This window comes from Cohnella thailandensis, assembly GCF_014212135.1.
Taxonomy (GTDB): domain Bacteria; phylum Bacillota; class Bacilli; order Paenibacillales; family Paenibacillaceae; genus Cohnella; species Cohnella thailandensis.
Map to the genome: position 1 here is coordinate 299,624 of NZ_JACJVQ010000007.1, position 17,242 is coordinate 316,865.

General features: G+C 56.2%; 14 protein-coding genes and 1 tRNA gene. 2 read left to right on the top strand and 13 right to left on the bottom strand.

Annotation, left to right across the window (positions count from 1 at the left end; genetic code table 11):
- Positions 1–5 precede the first annotated feature (5 nt).
- The 13 genes from H7B67_RS11165 to H7B67_RS11225 form a co-directional block, all read right to left on the bottom strand.
- The gene (locus H7B67_RS11165) at positions 6–1,619 is read right to left on the bottom strand and encodes a helix-turn-helix domain-containing protein (protein WP_185119900.1); all 1,614 of its coding nucleotides are present in this window, start codon (positions 1,617–1,619) and stop codon (positions 6–8) included.
- On the bottom strand, positions 1,594–3,345 hold the full coding sequence (locus H7B67_RS11170; protein WP_185119901.1) for a sensor histidine kinase: 1,752 nt from the start codon (positions 3,343–3,345) through the stop codon (positions 1,594–1,596). The genes H7B67_RS11165 and H7B67_RS11170 overlap by 26 nt, the downstream gene beginning before the upstream one ends.
- Before the next feature lie 77 nt (positions 3,346–3,422).
- Positions 3,423–4,757 carry an ABC transporter substrate-binding protein gene (locus H7B67_RS11175; protein ID WP_185119902.1) on the bottom strand — a complete coding sequence of 445 codons (1,335 nt, stop codon included), beginning with the start codon at positions 4,755–4,757 and terminating at the stop codon, positions 3,423–3,425.
- Positions 4,758–4,888: 131 nt separating this feature from the next.
- On the bottom strand, positions 4,889–5,725 hold the full coding sequence (locus tag H7B67_RS11180) for a carbohydrate ABC transporter permease (RefSeq protein ID WP_185119903.1): 837 nt from the start codon (positions 5,723–5,725) through the stop codon (positions 4,889–4,891).
- Positions 5,726–5,749: 24 nt separating this feature from the next.
- Entirely contained in the window at positions 5,750–6,691 is a 942-nt protein-coding gene (locus H7B67_RS11185) for a carbohydrate ABC transporter permease (protein WP_245363269.1), read from the bottom strand.
- A 153-nt stretch (positions 6,692–6,844) separates the two neighbouring features.
- Positions 6,845–8,680 carry an FAD-dependent oxidoreductase gene (locus H7B67_RS11190; protein ID WP_185119904.1) on the bottom strand — a complete coding sequence of 612 codons (1,836 nt, stop codon included), beginning with the start codon at positions 8,678–8,680 and terminating at the stop codon, positions 6,845–6,847.
- A 350-nt stretch (positions 8,681–9,030) separates the two neighbouring features.
- Positions 9,031–9,118 (bottom strand) — tRNA-Leu (locus H7B67_RS11195).
- Positions 9,119–9,201: 83 nt separating this feature from the next.
- A complete protein-coding gene (locus tag H7B67_RS11200; RefSeq protein ID WP_185119905.1) occupies positions 9,202–10,002 on the bottom strand; it encodes an alkaline phosphatase family protein in 801 nt (266 codons plus the stop codon).
- Positions 10,003–10,056: 54 nt separating this feature from the next.
- On the bottom strand, positions 10,057–11,103 hold the full coding sequence (locus tag H7B67_RS11205) for an ABC transporter ATP-binding protein (RefSeq protein ID WP_185119906.1): 1,047 nt from the start codon (positions 11,101–11,103) through the stop codon (positions 10,057–10,059).
- Positions 11,100–11,906: an ABC transporter permease gene (locus H7B67_RS11210; RefSeq protein ID WP_185119907.1), complete on the bottom strand. Its 807-nt coding sequence runs from the start codon at positions 11,904–11,906 to the stop codon at positions 11,100–11,102. The genes H7B67_RS11205 and H7B67_RS11210 overlap by 4 nt, the downstream gene beginning before the upstream one ends.
- Positions 11,903–12,784, bottom strand: coding sequence for an ABC transporter permease (locus H7B67_RS11215; protein WP_245363313.1), 882 nt, complete (start codon positions 12,782–12,784; stop codon positions 11,903–11,905). Before H7B67_RS11215 ends, H7B67_RS11210 begins: the two co-directional genes overlap by 4 nt.
- Positions 12,785–12,943: 159 nt before the next feature.
- The gene (locus tag H7B67_RS11220) at positions 12,944–14,068 is read right to left on the bottom strand and encodes an ABC transporter substrate-binding protein (RefSeq protein WP_185119909.1); all 1,125 of its coding nucleotides are present in this window, start codon (positions 14,066–14,068) and stop codon (positions 12,944–12,946) included.
- A 186-nt stretch (positions 14,069–14,254) separates the two neighbouring features.
- Positions 14,255–15,121 (bottom strand): hypothetical protein, encoded by an 867-nt coding sequence (locus H7B67_RS11225; RefSeq protein ID WP_185119910.1) that lies wholly within the window; start codon positions 15,119–15,121, stop codon positions 14,255–14,257.
- 249 nt (positions 15,122–15,370) lie between these two features.
- Here H7B67_RS11225 and H7B67_RS11230 point away from each other — a divergent pair, with 249 nt between their 5' ends.
- Together H7B67_RS11230 and H7B67_RS11235 are read left to right on the top strand one after the other, a co-directional pair.
- Positions 15,371–16,102 carry a ZIP family metal transporter gene (locus H7B67_RS11230; protein WP_185119911.1) on the top strand — a complete coding sequence of 244 codons (732 nt, stop codon included), beginning with the start codon at positions 15,371–15,373 and terminating at the stop codon, positions 16,100–16,102.
- Positions 16,103–16,230: 128 nt separating this feature from the next.
- Positions 16,231–17,241, top strand: coding sequence for a copper amine oxidase N-terminal domain-containing protein (locus H7B67_RS11235; RefSeq protein ID WP_185119912.1), 1,011 nt, complete (start codon positions 16,231–16,233; stop codon positions 17,239–17,241).
- The last annotated feature ends 1 nt before the right edge of the window (position 17,242 follow it).

The window sequence follows — 17,242 nt, forward strand, 5'->3', positions numbered from 1 at the left end:
TGATCTCATTCCGCCGTTTCCCCGCAGGCGTTCATCTGATTTTTATATTCGCTCGGACTTTTTCCGCTGTATTTCTTGAATACTTTGGAGAAGTAGGCCCGGTCGGAGAAGCCGAGAGCATACGCCACGTTCTCCACCGTCTCGTTCTGACGGCATAGCATCGCAATCGCCATATTCATTTTGAACTGGTTCACGTAATCCGTGAAATTAACGCCGGCCAGCTTCTTGAAGTATCTGGAGAAGTAGCTGGCGTTTAAATGCAGATGATCGGCCATATCCACGGAAGTGATCATCCGGTCGACATGCTCTTCGAGATACCGGTCGATCGCCTGCAGGCGGACATCCTTCCCTTGGGCGGGAACCGGCGTCAGCGTATGCTGCCTCCACAGATTCCGCAGCTCCCGCTTGGTCAATCGAGCGGCTTCGTCGACGTGCACGGCCTGTTCGAGCAGGACGAAGAAGCGGCTCTCGGCGACGCCGTTCGATTCGAACACCATCTGGCGGACGAGGTCGTTGCAGATATCCTTCACCAGCCGGGGCAGAAGACGCTCGGCGGCGATATGCTGAATCCAAGGATTCATCGCCATATCGATCCATGCGGCATTCCCCTCCTCAAGCGCCAGAGACAGCATATGCCGTTCCTTCTCCCACCCCCGCTCCGTCATGGGCCGGAATGCCGCGCGCGGCCCCACGGCGGCAACGGCTCCATCATCCGGATTCGATTCGTAGAAGCGGTCGTCCCGGCATTCGTTCAACTTTTTGTACACGGTATCGAAATGCTGCAGCAGCACGGTTTCCTCCGAATAGAAGCCCTTCGCCTTAACTTTCAAATAGTGATCCACTTTGGCCCGAACCGACTCCATGAATTCGATCAAGGGCTGATACGAAGCGTCCGGTTCCGATACATTCCAGATGAGATAAATCCCCGATTCCGGAGTCAGAATCGGCGTAATCGCCTTATGCTCCGCGGATAGTTCCATGGCAATGTTGTTCGCGGCAAAATGAATCAGGCGAACATCCTCATAGCTGTAACGCTCGATCAAGGAAGCGGCGTCGATATGGATGAAGCCTTGGCGGAAATAGGGCAGCTTCCATGAGATGCCGAGACGTTCGCTCAGCGAGAGCGTATCGGCGGCATCGGTTCCCGGAGACAGCATCTGCTTCAGCAAGCTCTGCAGCAGCACCTCTTTATTGCGTTCGACCGTCTGCCGGAACGAAAAGTGCTCCAGCAGCTCCTCCCTGCTGCGAAACCGGCTCATCGCCTTGAGCAGACTCCCCTTAAGCTGCTCAAGCGACAGCTCGTCCTTGATCAGATAATCGTCGGCTTCGAGCTGGAACGCCCTTTTGGAATATTGGAAGTCCTCGTAGCAGGTCAGGAAAATAAGCCGGACCTCCGGCTTCGTAATCCGGAACGCCTCGGCCAGTTCGAATCCGTCCATTCCAGGCAATCCGATATCGATGATCACGAGATCCGGCAACGTCGCATGGAAGTCCTCGAGCGCCTGGGCGCTGCCGGAAGCCGATGCGACAAGCCGCAACTCCAAATCAAGGGCGCCCAGGAGATGCGCCTCGTACTCCAGCATCGGAACATCGTCATCGATTAGCATTACCTTCATCATGAATATCCGTCTCCTTGCCGCTTGCTATCGGGATGTATAAGGTGAAAATCATGCCGCCGCCCGGGCGGGCCGCCGCCTGGATTCGCGCTTGTCCTCCGTACAGCACTTGCAATCTGCGTGCCGTGTTGACTAAGCCTACGCCTTTATCTTGATGACTTGGTGCTTCACCCGCCGTTCCGTTTACCCGTCGGATCAGGCGGGAGACGTTCTCTTCGCTAAGCCCTCGGCCGTTGTCTCCGATGGCAATCTCCAGCATAGGGCCATGAATCGCCGCGCGAAGCTCGATGGCCGGGTTCTCCGGCCGAGAGGAGAATCCGTGTTGGATCGCATTCTCGACGATGGGCTGCAGCAGCAACCTCGGGAGCTGGATCGATTCCGTTCCCTCTCCCAGCTCATAGGTGAACTCGATGTCCAATCGGTTGCGAATTTGCATGACTTGCACATAGCTTCCCAGCACCTTGCATTCCTCGGCCAGCTTAAGCGGTTCGTCGATATGAACGTAGGCCCGCAATAATCGCATCAGAGCGTCGAGCATGGCGCCATGCGGCTCGTCTCCGCTAAGCAGCAAGCTGACCTTGATGGAATTTAGCGTGTTCAGGAGAAAATGCGGCCGAATCTGCGCGGCCAATGCCTGAAGCTCCAGCAGCCGCTTCTCCTCCTGCTCGCTCTCCACTTGATGCAGCAGCCCGTTGATATCGTCCAGCATCTGATTAAACGCGGCGGAGAGAACGGCAACCTCGTCTTTTCCTTTGACCGGTATTCGGACGTCTCGCTTCCCGCCGACGTACTGCTTGACGCTGGAACGGAGCAAACGGATCGGCTTGTGGATATATCCGGCCCAGAACATCGACAAGATCAAGAACGCGAGGAAAAAGAAGCCGACCAATGAAAGAGATACCTTAAATTCCCGGTTAATCTGGTTGTCGATCAGCCAACGCGGCATCTCGCTCGACAGCACCCAGCCGGTCTTCGGTATGGAGACTTTGCTAACCAGCATGCCGCCGGCCGCTCCTGCTTCGCTCCCGCCCTTAACGGCAATGATCTCGCCTGACCGATCGGTTAGCGAGAACACAATATCCGGGTTGCCGGTGTCCAGCAAGCCGTGGAAATACGATTGAGGAATTCCGATGAACAACGTCGCCAGCTTCTCGCGGTTGCGGGGATCGACGATGAATCGGGCCGCATAATAATATTCGGGAGCGGAATCCTTCTCTCCGGAAGGAAACCACTGCAGCGAAGTCGTCTCCTTCGCGTCCAGACGGCCGCTCTCCCGCATGAACGACTCCGACAGCGCGGAGAACACGGGAACGGATTTGTCCCCCATGATCATTCGGTTCTCCTTATTCACGATCATCATCTTCAAGTCGGCATCGGCCGACTGCATGAACAACAGATCGGCCATCGTGTCCAACCGCGAATAAGATTGATAAGTCTCGAAATCGGCAAAGCTTTCGGCATCCTTCAGATGCCGAAAGCTCTCTAAAATATCCGGGTTGTACGATTGAGAGAAGTAGACCGATGCGAAGGAGATGCTGTCGATCGTCTTCCCGATTTGATTCGCGATGACCGTAAGCGTCTCTTCGTTCGAACGGGCCAGCTTCACGCTCACGTTCTGTTTCACGGAAGAATACGACCAATACGTGACGGCGATAAACGGCAAGAGGATAAAGACCAGGAACGAGAACTGCATTTTACGATGAAAAGAAAATCGGCTTAACCATTCCATAACGTGATCAACCTGCCTGAAATATTCATGATTACGTTTCATTATACTTGCCGCGCACGTTCCCGGTCTGACAATTTCTACTTGTTAGCCTCCACCACTTTTTTAACCTCATTCGTCATCGTGGTCTTTACTTCATCGAAGCTCAAGTTATTCAGCATATAGTTGGAGAAGCCGTTCTCGACGATGGTCTTCAATTCGGATCCATAAGGCACGCTAAACGTATTCGCGACTTTAATGCGGGGATCGAACAATGTCTTGGTCAACGATTCGGTATCGATCAGATCCGTATTCTCTTTGAAAAAGTCGTTAATCAACACGGCGCCGTCAACGCCTTTATAGGTAGGAATTTCATGCGTGTATTTATAGGACTCTTTGGTCATCCATTTCACGAAGTCGAACGCCGCTTCCTTATGCTTCGACTTCGCGCCGATCGCAAGTCCGCCGCCGCCGATGCTGGTCATGCCGATCTCTTGCGAATCCACGGAGCGAGGCACGGGCGCGAAGACCATCTGGAAGTCGTGCGGGAATTTCTCCTGGTTCAGACCGGCTCGTACCACGTAACTAGGTACCGCCAGCATGCTGGCGTTGCCGGCAAAAAACTGCTGCAGCACGTGGTAGTTGGATGCCAGCACATCCGAATAGGGCTCCACGCTCTTGTCCTCCTTCTCCATCGCGCGACGCAATTCGAAGAAGTATTTAAAAGAAGGATCGTCGAAGATCGGGTTCAGGTTCGCATCCAATTGCGGATTCGGTCGTTCGGTATACGCGATGATGTTAGCATATTCGCCCCAAGTGTGGAAGTACGTGCCGTAATGTCCGTCCGCCGTAAGCTTCTTGGCGTAATCGCGGAAGTCGTCCCACGTCCAGCCCATCTCGGGAAGCTTAAGGCCCGCCTTCTCGAGGTGTTCGCGGTTGAATACCGTAAGCCATTGAGTAGAGCTCGACAAGAGACCGTAGATTTGGTCGTCCAGTTTGATAACCTTGTTGTATTCTTCTTCCGGGTTTACCTTCTCTTGTTCAAAGAACGAGTTAAGCGGTTCCACGACTCCTCGCGAAGCGCGTTCAAGCAATTCTTCTTCATTGCCGGTCATGAACACGTCGGCGACTTCGCCGCTGCTGATCATGATGTCCAATTTTTTCATAAAATCCGTACTGTTGCTGTTCTGAACAAGGGAGACATATTCCACTTCCACCTTGTCCTGCGATTCATTGTACGCCTGAACGGCCTTGTAAATCGGCTCATCCGGCTTGCTGACCTTGAAGGTATAGAATTTAATCTTCTCCTTGCCTGCGGCCTGTCCGCCGGATCCCGACGCGCTCGCCTCGGAAGGATTGTTATTGCCCTTGCTTCCGCATGCGGCTACGGCAAGAACCAGGAACAGACAAATCAATAACAATGGCGTTTTCTTCAAAACTATTTCCCCCTTCTATTGGTTGTTGCAGGCTCATTATACTACCCTATCATGGTCTATACCGTGTACAGAATTGCGGTTTGCGCGTAGACATTTTTGACCTGGCTGCTCTGCATGGGCCAAACCCGTGCCTAGCCTTTGACCCCTCCGATGGCAATCCCTTGAATAACCTGCTTCTGCAGCGCCAGGAATAACGCAAGCAAGGGGATGATCGCCGCTACGGAAGCCATCATCATTACCGCGATTCGCGTGCCGAATTCTTCTTGGAAAAATTGCATGCCGAGCGGAATCGTGAATAATTTGGTCGAGGTGAGCATGATCAGCGGTCCCTGGTAATCATTCCAGGTCCAGATGAACTTAATAATCCCTACGGTCGCCAGAATCGGCTTGCTCAGGGGGAGCATAATGTTCCAAAAGACGCGGAAAAACCCGGCGCCGTCCAGTTCGGCCGCTTCAAGCATATCGTCATGGATGCTAGCCATGAACTGGCGCAAAAGAAAGGAAAAATAACTGGAGAATATTCCCATCAGTATTAGGGCGGCGTGAGTGTCGTATAATCCCGCTTCCTTGATCATAATGTAACGCGGGACAAGCGTCGCCTGCTCCGGAATCATCATGAACGCTAGCATCAGGCTGAACACAAACGCCCGGCCTTTGAATTCCAGTTTGGATAGCGCATAGCCGGCCATCGAAGAGATCAATATCGTCGCCAGGGTGGAGATCACCGCGATCTTGATCGAGTTCATATAGAACAAGCCGAAGGAGACGTCGCCCATCCACACCGCTTTGAAGTTGGCGATCAGGTTCCATTCCTTCGGAATCCATTGAATCGGGAATGTCCACACATCCCGTTCCGTCTTCGCGGAGGCGGATAACATCCAGAACAGCGGCAGCAAGAAGAATACGGACAATACCGCGAACAACACGGTCAAAATCACATTGCTTGGCTTAATTCGAGTTAGTGACATCTCATGGCTTCCTTTCGTTTCGGTCTATTGATGGACTTTCCGGCTTTGCGTCATCCAGGTAATGGACGTGACGAGCAGAATCATCAGGAACAGCGCCCATGACATGGCCGAGGCATATCCCATCCTAAAGCGCTCGAACCCTTCCTCGTAAATCTGGTACACAATAACCGTACTCGAGTAATTCGGGCCTCCGTTCGTCAGGAACTTGATAAGATCGAACACCTTAAAGGAAGATATCGTGCTCGTAATAGCCAGGAAAAAGGTAGTCGGACCCAGCAGCGGCAAGGTAATGCGTCTGAACTGCTGAATGCCGGTCGCTCCGTCGATCTTCGCGGCCTCGTACAGCTCTTCCGGAATATTGGACATCCCCGCCAGAAAGATAATGATCTGGTAGCCGAGAATCTGCCAGATATAGATGATCATAATCGCGATCAGCGAGTAACTCGTGTCGACCAGCCAATGCGGCGGGTTGGAGATCCCAAGCTGCATCAGCAGTTGGTTCAGCGGACCTTTGGACGGATGATAGAGCGCTTGCCACACGGCTGCAATCGCTACGGTCGAGCAAATATAAGGAATAAAGAAGGCGACTTTGAAAAATGTCTTCGCATACAGTTTCTTATGGATCAACGCAGCCAGAACGATGCCGATCAGCATGGTCAACGGAACCGTGCCCGCCGAGAAGAGGACATTGTTCTTCAGGGCAAGGATAAAATGATCATCCTTGAACAATTGAACGAAGTTGTCCACCCCGTTAAAACGAATGGCCGACAGGCCGCCCACCAGGTTCCACTCCGTGAAGCTAAGAACAAGGCTGGAGAGCAACGGGAACAGAGAGAGCCCGATTAAGCCAATGACCTCCGGCGCGATAAAGACCCATCCGGCCCATTGCTCGCGCCGCTTGCGCGTCCAGTATGTTTTGGGATTGGCGCTCGAGGCCGAATCCCGGACTATCATCCGTTCGCTCATTTGTATATACCTCCATGTGCCGCTTTGCTATGAATTCATTGTAGCAAGAGGCTTCGGAGATTACGGTATAGCCTTGCGACTCCTTTATGTGCACAATTTTGACCTGAACGCAAAGCGGCCAACCGATGACGGTTGGCCGCTTTGCGCGATTGGTTATTCGTAACAGCGGATCTCGAATATTCGGGCATGGACCAGCCCATGGGTGCCGTCGATATCCACGCGCAGCTTGATCACCTTCTCCTGGTTCACGCTGCGGACGATTTGCCGTTGATAGTTATCCCTGACGGAAATGACTTGAAGGTCCGAAGTTTCAGGATCGGCGAAGCTTACCGTCACCCGAAAGTCCTTAACCGTCTCCGGTTGAGGCCCCCACTCCATCGTTCTCAATACTTCGTCGGAATGGGTCAGGGTCAGTCTTCGGTGCATCCCCGTGTCGAATACGAGCACGATCTCCCTAATCGTCACGGGCGCCGGCCATTCCAGTTCGATCCAAGGCGCCGGGTCGCCGGGCTGCGACATCCAGCGGTGCGTTCCGGGGACGGTCAGTTCCGGCCTGGCGCCGCCCGGACCATGCATCGATCGGGTATAGCCGTCCGTGACGTTGGCGGCTTGACCGTCCGGCTGTTCGGAAGAAGCGCGGACAATCGCGCTTAACGCTAGGTTATCTTTAGCCGGCGTAACCCCCGGCAAATACGCATCTTGTTTCAATAGCTGCTGCTGAACGTTTTGTATGAACTCCTTACTGCGTAGCGCATCCTCCAGCGTCAAGCCGGCTTGAACGGCTAACGCGGCGGCCGTGCCCGCGCCTTGTCCCATCACGGCGCAGGTTCCCATCACGCGCGTGCTGGAGAAAGCGATATGCGTCGCCGAGATATTTCGCCCGGCGAACATTAAGTTCTCCACATTCGCGCTGATCAGCGCCCTGAGCGGAATGCCGTACACGTACCGGCTGATCGGCTGATGGGCTGGATTCAGCTCGGTTGCATCTATGCCCTGGGGCGGATGCGTATCCATCGGCCAGCCTCCGTACGCGATCACATCTTGGAAGTGCGTCGCTTGCTCCAGATCGACCTGGGTAAGCAAGTATTTTCCGATGAAGCGACGCGACTCTCTTTTTCCGGGAACAAATCCGAACCAGTCCAGAGCCCAATTCTCCGACTCGGGATGAATGCCGCTATTTTTGATATGATCCCAGACGCCCATCATTATCGCCAACAGTTCATCCCGAATCCTCTCGTTATCGGCTATCGTGTCCATCATCCCGCCGAATTCGACCCACCAGTAGCCATATTCCCAGGTAGAGTGGTTGCGGAATTTCAGATCCTCCTCCGAGAATTTGCGCGCCCAAGCGGGAGGTACGAAGCTCATAGGCCGGCCCATATCCCGGGTGGTGAACAAGAGCGACGAGCCCTGCCGATAGGAATCCGCTTTCTCGTTCGCGAGAGTCTCCCCATACTCGCTTGCCGCCTCGCGCCCCGTCTTATACAAGGCGCCCGCTTCCATCCCCAGCCGCCCATCCCCTGTGCAATCCATGTACACTTTGGCATGGATCCGGAACCGATGCTCCGTGCTCTCTCGAACCGCCAGAGCGGAATCGATCCTGCCATCCTTCACATCCGCTTCGATTACCGTCGTATTTAACAGAAGCGTCAGATTGGGCTCGGCCCTGCATTTCTCGTAGAGAATCAAGTCGAACATCGAGGCGCTCCGTTGGGGATTGCGAACGGCATTTTCCAGAAGGATCTCTTCCAGAATACCGCCTTCGCGCGCCTCCGTTTCAAGTTCCTTTCTCCGTTTGGAGTTAGCCGCCCCAACGATGTGCATCCGTATCTCGGAAGAAGCGTTGCCCCCGAGCACAGGCCGATCCTGGCATAGAACGACTTGGGCTCCATTCCGGGCCGCCGCAATCGCTGCCGACACCCCCGATATTCCTCCCCCGGCAACGAAAAGATCGGGTTCCAATGTGATTACGCCCTGTTTATCCGCCATCTAACGAAAAGGCCTCCGTTCCAATCGAATTGAGGTACAGAATGGTTCACTATCGTTAGTGTAGCTTGGGAGATCAGGAAGCACGGTATAATTAATTGACCCTCTCGCGTGAACAATTTTGACCCCTTACTTTTCCAATAACATTGCTTATAGGAATCGGACCGATTGGTCAGCTGTCTAATGCGCCGCAATTCGGATTCGATTTTTTTATATTCTCTATTTAGTTGTCATCCAGGTTCTTCTTTGGTTCCGTCGGCGCAGGTCATGAGCAACGCATTGCAAATTCCAATCAAACAAAAAGCTCCTGAATCGTCGCAGGGACCGATTCAAGAGCTGGTTCATTCTTAGGGTGGTGCGGACGAGAGGACTCGAACCTCCACGGGGGGTTAGCCCACTGGAACCTGAATCCAGCGCGTCTGCCAATTCCGCCACGTCCGCATATTCGCCGTTGTCGAAGTAGTTCAACGTCAGCGAAATATAATTTATCATAGATCAATTAGTTAAGTCAAGCATTTATTTATCTATCCTTCTAATCCCAATAAATCGGCGACCATCGGCATGACTTCAAGCTGGGGCAGCGGTTCGTCGACGAGCAGCGTGCGTTTGAATTCCACGGAAGGGGACAAAATATACAGCGGAACAAGGCGCTCCTCGGGATCCGTGCCCCCGTGCTGACCGTCCGCGCTCATGCCATGATCCGATGTAACGATGACAAGGTAGCCCTCTTCCGTCCACTGGGGCACAAGCATCGCGAGAAGGGTGTCGGCCGTTCGGACGGCCGCCGCGTATTCCTTGCTCTCTCCCCCGTGAAGATGCCCCGCGTAATCGATATTCATCGAATGGATATAGAGGAAGTCCGGATTGCAGGCCCCCCTCAAATATTCGGCATCGGAGAAAAGATGGCTGTCCGGATACGAATCCTCGAAGTAAAAAATGCCGTTCTGGATGGGCTTGTTCATGTCGTATTGATGGCGATCGGTCAGCGGATTGAAGGGCGCCGAGTTGTAGAGCTCGCTTACCCAGTGATAAGCGGCCGCCGCGGTCGTCAACCCGCCGTCCGCCGCCAAATGGAAGAGGCTGAGCTCTCGGCTGCGGCGCGCGATCGGATTGGCCGTAATGCCGTTGCGGACGGCGGGCGTGCCGGTCAGAAGCACCTCGTACAACGGCCTCGACAGGCTGGGCAGCTCCGAGCGGACTTGGCGGCAAGCCGCGGCTCCTTGCTCGACGAGATGCTCGAGATAACCTAAATACCTGCGAGCCGAATCGTAACGCAGGCCGTCCAGGACGACCATGATGACTTTATTGCCTTCGCGATTCCCCATTAGCCTCATTCGCCTCCCTTTTTTACGAGTCCCGACACTTCTTACTCGCTTGCCTCAGGCGCCTTCCTTCTCCAGTTGCAGCAATTGCGAACAATCCAGCGCAAGCCGTACATTCCTTCGCTCGCCGATCCCGATCAATCTGCCGTCGTTCAGCGCGTCGATCGTCAGCTTCACGCCGGCCGCCTCGATCGAGTAACGAACGATCGTGCCCAGCACGGATACGGAATCGACCGTTCCGTCCACGATTCGCTTGCCTCTGCCGGCATGGCCCGACGGGTCCTCCTCCATCCCGATCAGCTTCACGGATTCGGGGCGAAGGGCATAGCTGTCCGAGGAGCCTTCGAGACTGCCGAACAGGCGAAGAGCTTCCGGACGGGTCATAACGTTGTAGCTTCCCATGAACCTCGCGGCGAATTCCGTTCGCGGCGTCATATAGATCTGCTCCGGAGTTCCTTCCTGAACGATGACGCCCTTGTTCATGATGCACACCCGATCCGACATCGTCAGCGCCTCTTCCTGATCGTGGGTTACGAACAGAGTCGTCATGTTCAGCCGTTGCTGGATGCTCCGGATTTCCGAACGCAGGTTTTTGCGGATTTGCGCGTCCAACGCGCTGAGCGGCTCGTCGAGCAGCAGCAGCTTCGGCTGAACCGCCAGCGAACGGGCGAGCGCGATCCGCTGCTGCTGGCCTCCGGATAGATGGTGCGGATAGACGTCTCTCTTGTCTTCCAGATCGACGAGGGCGAGCAGCTCCTCCGCCCGGCGCCTGCGGCCTCGCTTGGACTCGCCGCGCATCCGCAGGCCGTATTCGACGTTCTCTCCGGCCGTCAGGTTCGGGAACAGCGCGAACGATTGGAATACCATCCCGACCTGCCTCTCCCGCGGCGCCAGCCCTCCAAGATCCCGGCCTTGAAGAACGATCCTGCCGCCGTCAAGGACGGCCAGGCCGGCGATGCACCGGAGCAGCGTGCTTTTGCCGCAGCCGGAAGGACCGAGCAAGGTTACGAGCTCCCCCTCGGCGACGTCCAGATGAACGCCGTTCAGCACCGCGGCGTTGCCGAATCGTTTGCGAACGCTTTGCAATTCGAGATAGGAATTCATCCTCTGACCCTCCTGCCTTTAGTTTGACCAAGCTTCATCAGAACCATGGATAGAATGAGAATAAACGCGAAGTAAGAGATCGCGATGGCGCTCGCCAGATGGCCGCTCTCTCCCATCCTCCGGGACAGATACACCTGAACCGTCTGAAGATGGGCCCCGACCAGCATGTTCGTCAGCACGAACTCCCCGAACAGCACGGAGAAGCTCAGGAGCGTGGACACGAGGATTCCCGGGACGATATTCGGAAGCACGACCGTCAGGAACGCCCGGACCGGGCCCGCGCCGAGAAGCCCGGCCGCCTGCATGAGCTCAGGAGCCGAAACGGTCAGCAGGCTGTTGCGGATTCCTTGGTACATATACGGTAGAATGGCGACGAAGTAGGCGCCGACGAGCAGATAAGCCGTGCCCGCGATATCGATCGGTCCGCCCGAATACGTGCGAATCAGCCCCACCGCGGCGACCACGCCGGGCACCGCGTACGGGAGAACGACAATCCCCTTCATCAGCGATTCGAGGCGCGGGGCGTATACCGTTAGGACGAATACGGCCGGAATCATGACCGCCAGGCTTAGCGCGACGCTAATGGAGCAGAGATAAAGCGAGTTCCATAGCGCTTCAAGAAACCGGGTGTCTTGGAACAGGCTCTCGAACCATTCCAACGTCCATTGCTTCGGCAGGACGGTGTCCTGCCAATCTCCCGCGAAAGCATAGACGGCCGTCGCCGCCAACGGAAGAAGCAAATAAAGGAGCAGCAAGGATTGCAGCGTCCGGTGCCCCCATCCGGCTTGGTTCCGTTCGGTCATCCCGTCCCCTCCTTCGCTTCCGCCAACGCGACTCCCGTTCCTCTTTGCCGTACAAACCCCTTCCGCGGCGGCGCCTTCGCGGCCCCCGTCAAGTACCTCGCGGAGCGCTTCGTCATCCAGGCATTCAGCGATACGGCGAGCAAGGTCGTGCAGGCGAGAAGGACCGCCAGCGCGCTGCCGAGATTCGGCTGGTTCGTGACGTCGCCCGATACGATCGAGCCGATCCGGATCGCGAGCAAATTGTAGTTGCCGCCGACCAAGGCATAAGCGGTCGCATACGCCCCCATCGCATTGGCGAACAAAATGCCGAGCGTACCGAAGATGGCGGGAGCGAGTATCGGCACGCCGATCGAGCGCCAGAATTGCCAGGAGGATGCCCCCAGCATTGAGGCCGCCTCCTTCCACTGCTCCCGGATGCCGTAGAAGGAAGGGTAAAGAAGCAGGAGCGATAACGGCACCTGGAAATACACGTAGACGAGAGTCAACCCGGTCCAGCTATAGAGGTCGAAGCCGTCGAAGACGTTCCAGCCCCACTCCCGGAAAAGCAGAGTGAACACCCCGTTCGAGCCGAGCAGGATAATGTAAGCGAAAGCGAGCGGCACGCCCGCGAAATTCGAAGTCATGTTCGACAGCATCAGGATCCGGTCCCGTACGGTCGGGGCGAACCGCGTCACGGAATACGCGCAGACGAGGCCGACGACGATCCCTATAAGGCTGGAATAAGCGGAGATCAGCAGGCTGTTCTCGATCGCCTTGAGATAGAACGGGCTATTCAGTGCCGTGTAATAGTTGTGCCAGGTCCAACGGGAATCGGCATCCGATCGGAAGCTTCCCGAGAGCATCGACCAGACGGGAGCGAGTTGGAAAGCCAGCACCATGACCGCGAACGGCACTAGCCCAAGCACCCAGAGCCGGCCGCGAAGCCGATATCGCTTCTTCTTGCTTATCACGAGGACACATCCCTTCGGGGCGCGAAGCAGGCGCCTTCGTTCGAGACGAAGACGCCTGCGGCTATCCATCTTGTCTTGCGGCTTCGGTTAATTCATGTGGACGAGCACGCGTTCCTGCCAGGTCTGAGGCAAGGTCTTGGACGCGGTGTCCCAAACTGAGTAATCCCCGACCGGCTTCGCGTTCTTGTATTCGTCCTTGTCCAGCAGCTTGGCGGCCACGTCGTCGGGAAGCTTCACGCTGTCCCGGATCGGGCGAGCGTACCCCTTGGCCAGGTTGATCTGGCCTTCGTCGCTGAAGATGTATTCCCGCGTGAGCTTGGCCGCGTTCGGGTTAGGCGCGTACTTGTTGATGATCGTCGCATACCCGGAGACGACGCTGCCTTCCGTCGGAATCGCGACGTCGAATTGGTCCTTGTCGATCTGGTCGCGGTAATTCAGCGCGTTGAAATCCCACAGCAGGGTGACGGGAACCTCGCCTTTCTCGATGTTGGCGACGCTCGCATCCGCGTTGGACAGGCGCCCCTTCTTGGCCAGGTCCTCGAAGAACGCGATTCCCGGTTCGATATTGCTTTCGTCGCCCCCGAAGGCTATCGAGGCCGCAAGCACCGCCATTTGGGCTTGGGCGGCCTTCGTGACGTCGCCGACGATGATCTTGTAATCGCCGTTCTTCAGGTCCTCCCAGCTCTTCGGAGGGTTCTTGACGAGGTTCTTGTTGGTCAGGAAGCCGATCGTGCCTTGGTAAGCGACGACCCAATGGCCGTCCTCGTCCTTCGCCCAGTCCGGAATCTCCTCCCAGTGGGTGGGCTTGTAGGGCTGCGTGACTCCCTTGGCGACGGCAACCGGTCCGAACGCGATGCCGACGTCCCCGATGTCCGCGGTCGGCTTGTCCTTCTCGGCTTCGAACTTCGCGATCTCTTCGGCGCTCGACATGTCGGTATCCGTATGCTTCAGGCCGTATTTCGTTTGAATATCGTTCCAGGTATCCTTCCAGTTCGCCCAGCTGTCCGGCATTCCGACGCTCGCGACGGCGCCTTCTTCCTTGGCCTTCGCTTCGATTTCGGCCAGGGAGGAGGAATCCACGGTTACGCTCACGGTAGCCGAATCCTTGCCGCCGCCGTTATCGTCGTCCCCGCATGCGGACAAGATCGAGGACAGGACCACGGTCGCGCTTAGAACGGAAAACCATCTTTTCTTCTCTCCAACTCTCCGCATTTCTCTTTTCCTCCTACGAATGGTGGTGGGACGATAGGAAGTTCGTGCTGCCGGATCCCTTTATTAATGTAAATTCATACTGTTTTCCCAGAGTCATAAGGAATTGGGCATTATGTTAAATGATGGCGACATAAAAAAAACGGGCCCGGCATTCAATGCCGGTACCCGCGTTAATCGACTAGCCGTTCAATACCGCTCCAGAATGAGCGAGGTCTTCAAGCCGTCGATCGGCAGGAACCATCCCTTCGCGATCAGCTTGTTCTTAAGCGAATCCCGTTTGGAAGAAGCGGCGGCGTAGCCGTCGATCTTCATCGAAGCTTCCACCAGATAGTCGTATCCGGTTCCGGCCGCGCTGCGAATCTCCCAAACCTCGATATACAGCTCCTCGCCGTCCCATTCCCCGATCGACCGCTTGGCTTCTGCCGGTCCGTAAATATGCGCGTCGTCGAGAATGTCTTCGGCCCAACCGCCGGACTGCCAATCCTCCAGCTTGCCTGGGAGCTTATCCACGGCCATGTCGCGGGAATCGCCCGCGTCCGGCAGCTCCATGCCGTCGTAGCCGTTCTCCTCGGCATCCTTGTCGTTGCTGAAGCTTAGCGTCTGCGAGGAGTAGCCCCACTCTACCTGAGCTTTGTAATCCTCCTCGTCCGCGTCGAAGCCGTCGTCCGCCGCCGCTTCCAGCGCCGCTTGAATGTCGCCGTTCACGATCGGGTAGCGCTTCTTGTAGGTAAGCTCGAACTCCTCGTCGCTGAATTCCTCCATTTTGCGAATCCGAACGTTCCAGCCTTCGTCGTTCAGCTCCAAGTCGTCGCTATCCAGATATTCCACGTTCATCTTCTCCACGGTGGAAGGCATGCCGAATTCGCTCCGCACGGAGCTCTTCAGCTTGTGATCCGAGTCCAGAACGACGGTGGGATCCAGATACCACTTCACCTCGTAATTCGGCACCGCCGTTCCGGCGGCATGGGCCGGAGTCAAGCCGGACAGGCCTGCCGTCAGCAGACCCGCGCCAAGCAAAATTCTTCCCGCGACGGTCTTGAGCTTCTTTTTCATCCATCCATTCTCTCCTTTGCATTGGGGATGCTTCCAATTTAGCAAGGGATCGTCTGCCGGACGTTAGCTGCTCGTAAGTTCGCCGTTAATCATTGGTAGATAGATTGAATGACGCTATAGATAACGTCTATCGGGCGCAAACGCTGCCGTTTCTCTCTCGCAAGCTCGCGTCGTTTGTAACCTCTTGGCCGTATATAATAAAATGGGAAAAAGACTGGGCAATTTTAACTGTGGAGAGGAGCGACTTTTTTGGCATCGGCGTTAATCGGAAGCATCATCTCCGCTATGGCAACGGTTTTGGGAGCGGCACCGATCTTCTTTATCCGGAGGCTGTCCGAGAAATGGAAAGACATTCTGGTGGCGTTCACGGCGGGAATCATGGTTTCCGCGTCCACCTTCGGCTTGATGCCTCAAGCGATCGAGGAGTCGGGCATCGTTGCGTTGACCTTAGGCTTGCTGCTCGGAATCATCGTCCTGGATCTGATCGAGAAGAACGTTCCGCACATCGACGTGGAGAACAAGCCTCTTAAGCAATCCTTCGATTCCAAGACTCTTCTCGTCCTGATCGCCTTGTTTATCCATAACATTCCCGAAGGGCTCAGCACGGGCTTCAGCTATGCCAGCGAGAACGAAGGGCTCGGGCCTCTCGTGGCCATCTCGATCGGGGCGCAGAACATTCCGGAGGGACTCATTCTGGCGGTCTTCCTGATCAATTCGAAAGCCAGCAAGCTCAAATCGTTCCTGATCGTCGTTCTGACAGGCTTGATGGAGGCCGTCTCCGCCGTCGCCGGTTACTTCGCCGCGAGCTACGTGGACAGCTTGATCGGAGCCGGCCTCGCTTTCGCGGCAGGAGCCATGCTGTTTATCTCCTACAAGGAGCTGATCCCCGAGAGCCATGGACACGGCTATGAACGGCCCTCGACCTACTCCTTCATTCTGGGATTGCTGATGATGCTGTACATAAGCTATTGGTTCGGGTGAGAAGCCGCGCGCCGCAATCCCTCCTCCGGCCTCCAATCCTATTGCTGACGCGATTATTCGGTTCTCCTCATTCGACAAATCATGTATAATTAATTCCATTGTTTACTACTGTCGCGGAGGACGAATTCTTGACTACTTACTTCCGCCGGAAGCTTGCGCTGCTGGCTCTGCTCTCCTTCGCCGTTCCGGCTACGGCCTCCGCCGACCTGGCGCGAGACGCCCGATCGATCGTGTTCAAAGTCTACAATGCTGCGGATTCGCTCCCATTGGAATACAAGGCGGAGCTGAGCGGCTCCGCCCGTTTCTCGGTCGAATGGAGGCGAACCGTCGGCCAAGGGGCCGCTAGTCTGGCGGTCGATGCCGACAGCGCCTTCACCTACGTCAGCGACGGCGTTCGGCTTGCCGTCCTCCCTTCAGGCGTTCCGGCGGACGCTGGCTCGCTCGTTTCGAGCGCCCGGCCCGCAGCCGACTCCGGCTTATCAATCGAGTCCAACCGGCTGCAATCACGCGAACCGGGCAACGCATGGACTTACGAGATTCAAGGCGAGCCGTCGCTGCGATCCGATACGCTGCAGGCGGACGCCTCCGGCAATTGGTACATCCAAGGCTCGAAGGGCAACTGGTATTCGGTCGACGCCGGAGGGAAAGAACGCTTCTCCCTGCGGTTCGGCGATGAGCCATCTCGCTCCGTTCCGGCCTGCGTAGTCGCTCCATCCGGCGATTCGGCCTGCCTGTCGGCGGACTGGGGATTGATCGGCATCCGGGAGAAATCGGACTCTCCCCGCCTTTTCCTTGACGGCAGAGAGCTGTTTATGGCGCGCAAGCCGGTCGTCGCGCAAGGAACGACGCTTGTCCCGATGCGCGGAGTGCTGGAGAAGCTGGGAGCGATGGTGCAATGGGACTCGGCTTCTCAGACGGTTACGGTGGCCAAAGGCAGCGCGAAGCTCAAGCTAAAGCTAGGCGCCAAGCAGGCCGTCGTCGGCACCCGTTCCGTGACGTTAGCCTCTCCGGCGAGGGTCCATGACGGTTCCGTTTACGTGCCTTTGAGGGTCGTATCGGAGGCCGTCGGCTCCGACATCGCTTGGGAAGGACCGACCCGCACGATTCAGATCGTCGCGCGAACGGACAATGGAGGTTGAC

Bases quoted from the DNA above. Each gene is read 5' to 3' on its own strand.
- H7B67_RS11165 (WP_185119900.1), bottom strand. From the start codon at position 1,619: ATGATGAAGGTAATGCTAATCGATGACGATGTTCCGATGCTGGAGTAC.
- H7B67_RS11170 (WP_185119901.1), bottom strand. From the start codon at position 3,345: ATGGAATGGTTAAGCCGATTTTCTTTTCATCGTAAAATGCAGTTCTCG.
- H7B67_RS11180 (WP_185119903.1), bottom strand. From the start codon at position 5,725: ATGTCACTAACTCGAATTAAGCCAAGCAATGTGATTTTGACCGTGTTG.
- H7B67_RS11185 (WP_245363269.1), bottom strand. From the start codon at position 6,691: ATGAGCGAACGGATGATAGTCCGGGATTCGGCCTCGAGCGCCAATCCC.
- H7B67_RS11190 (WP_185119904.1), bottom strand. From the start codon at position 8,680: ATGGCGGATAAACAGGGCGTAATCACATTGGAACCCGATCTTTTCGTT.
- H7B67_RS11200 (WP_185119905.1), bottom strand. From the start codon at position 10,002: ATGGGGAATCGCGAAGGCAATAAAGTCATCATGGTCGTCCTGGACGGC.
- H7B67_RS11205 (WP_185119906.1), bottom strand. From the start codon at position 11,103: ATGAATTCCTATCTCGAATTGCAAAGCGTTCGCAAACGATTCGGCAAC.
- H7B67_RS11210 (WP_185119907.1), bottom strand. From the start codon at position 11,906: ATGACCGAACGGAACCAAGCCGGATGGGGGCACCGGACGCTGCAATCC.
- H7B67_RS11215 (WP_245363313.1), bottom strand. From the start codon at position 12,784: ATGGTGCTGGCTTTCCAACTCGCTCCCGTCTGGTCGATGCTCTCGGGA.
- H7B67_RS11220 (WP_185119909.1), bottom strand. From the start codon at position 14,068: ATGCGGAGAGTTGGAGAGAAGAAAAGATGGTTTTCCGTTCTAAGCGCG.
- H7B67_RS11225 (WP_185119910.1), bottom strand. From the start codon at position 15,121: ATGAAAAAGAAGCTCAAGACCGTCGCGGGAAGAATTTTGCTTGGCGCG.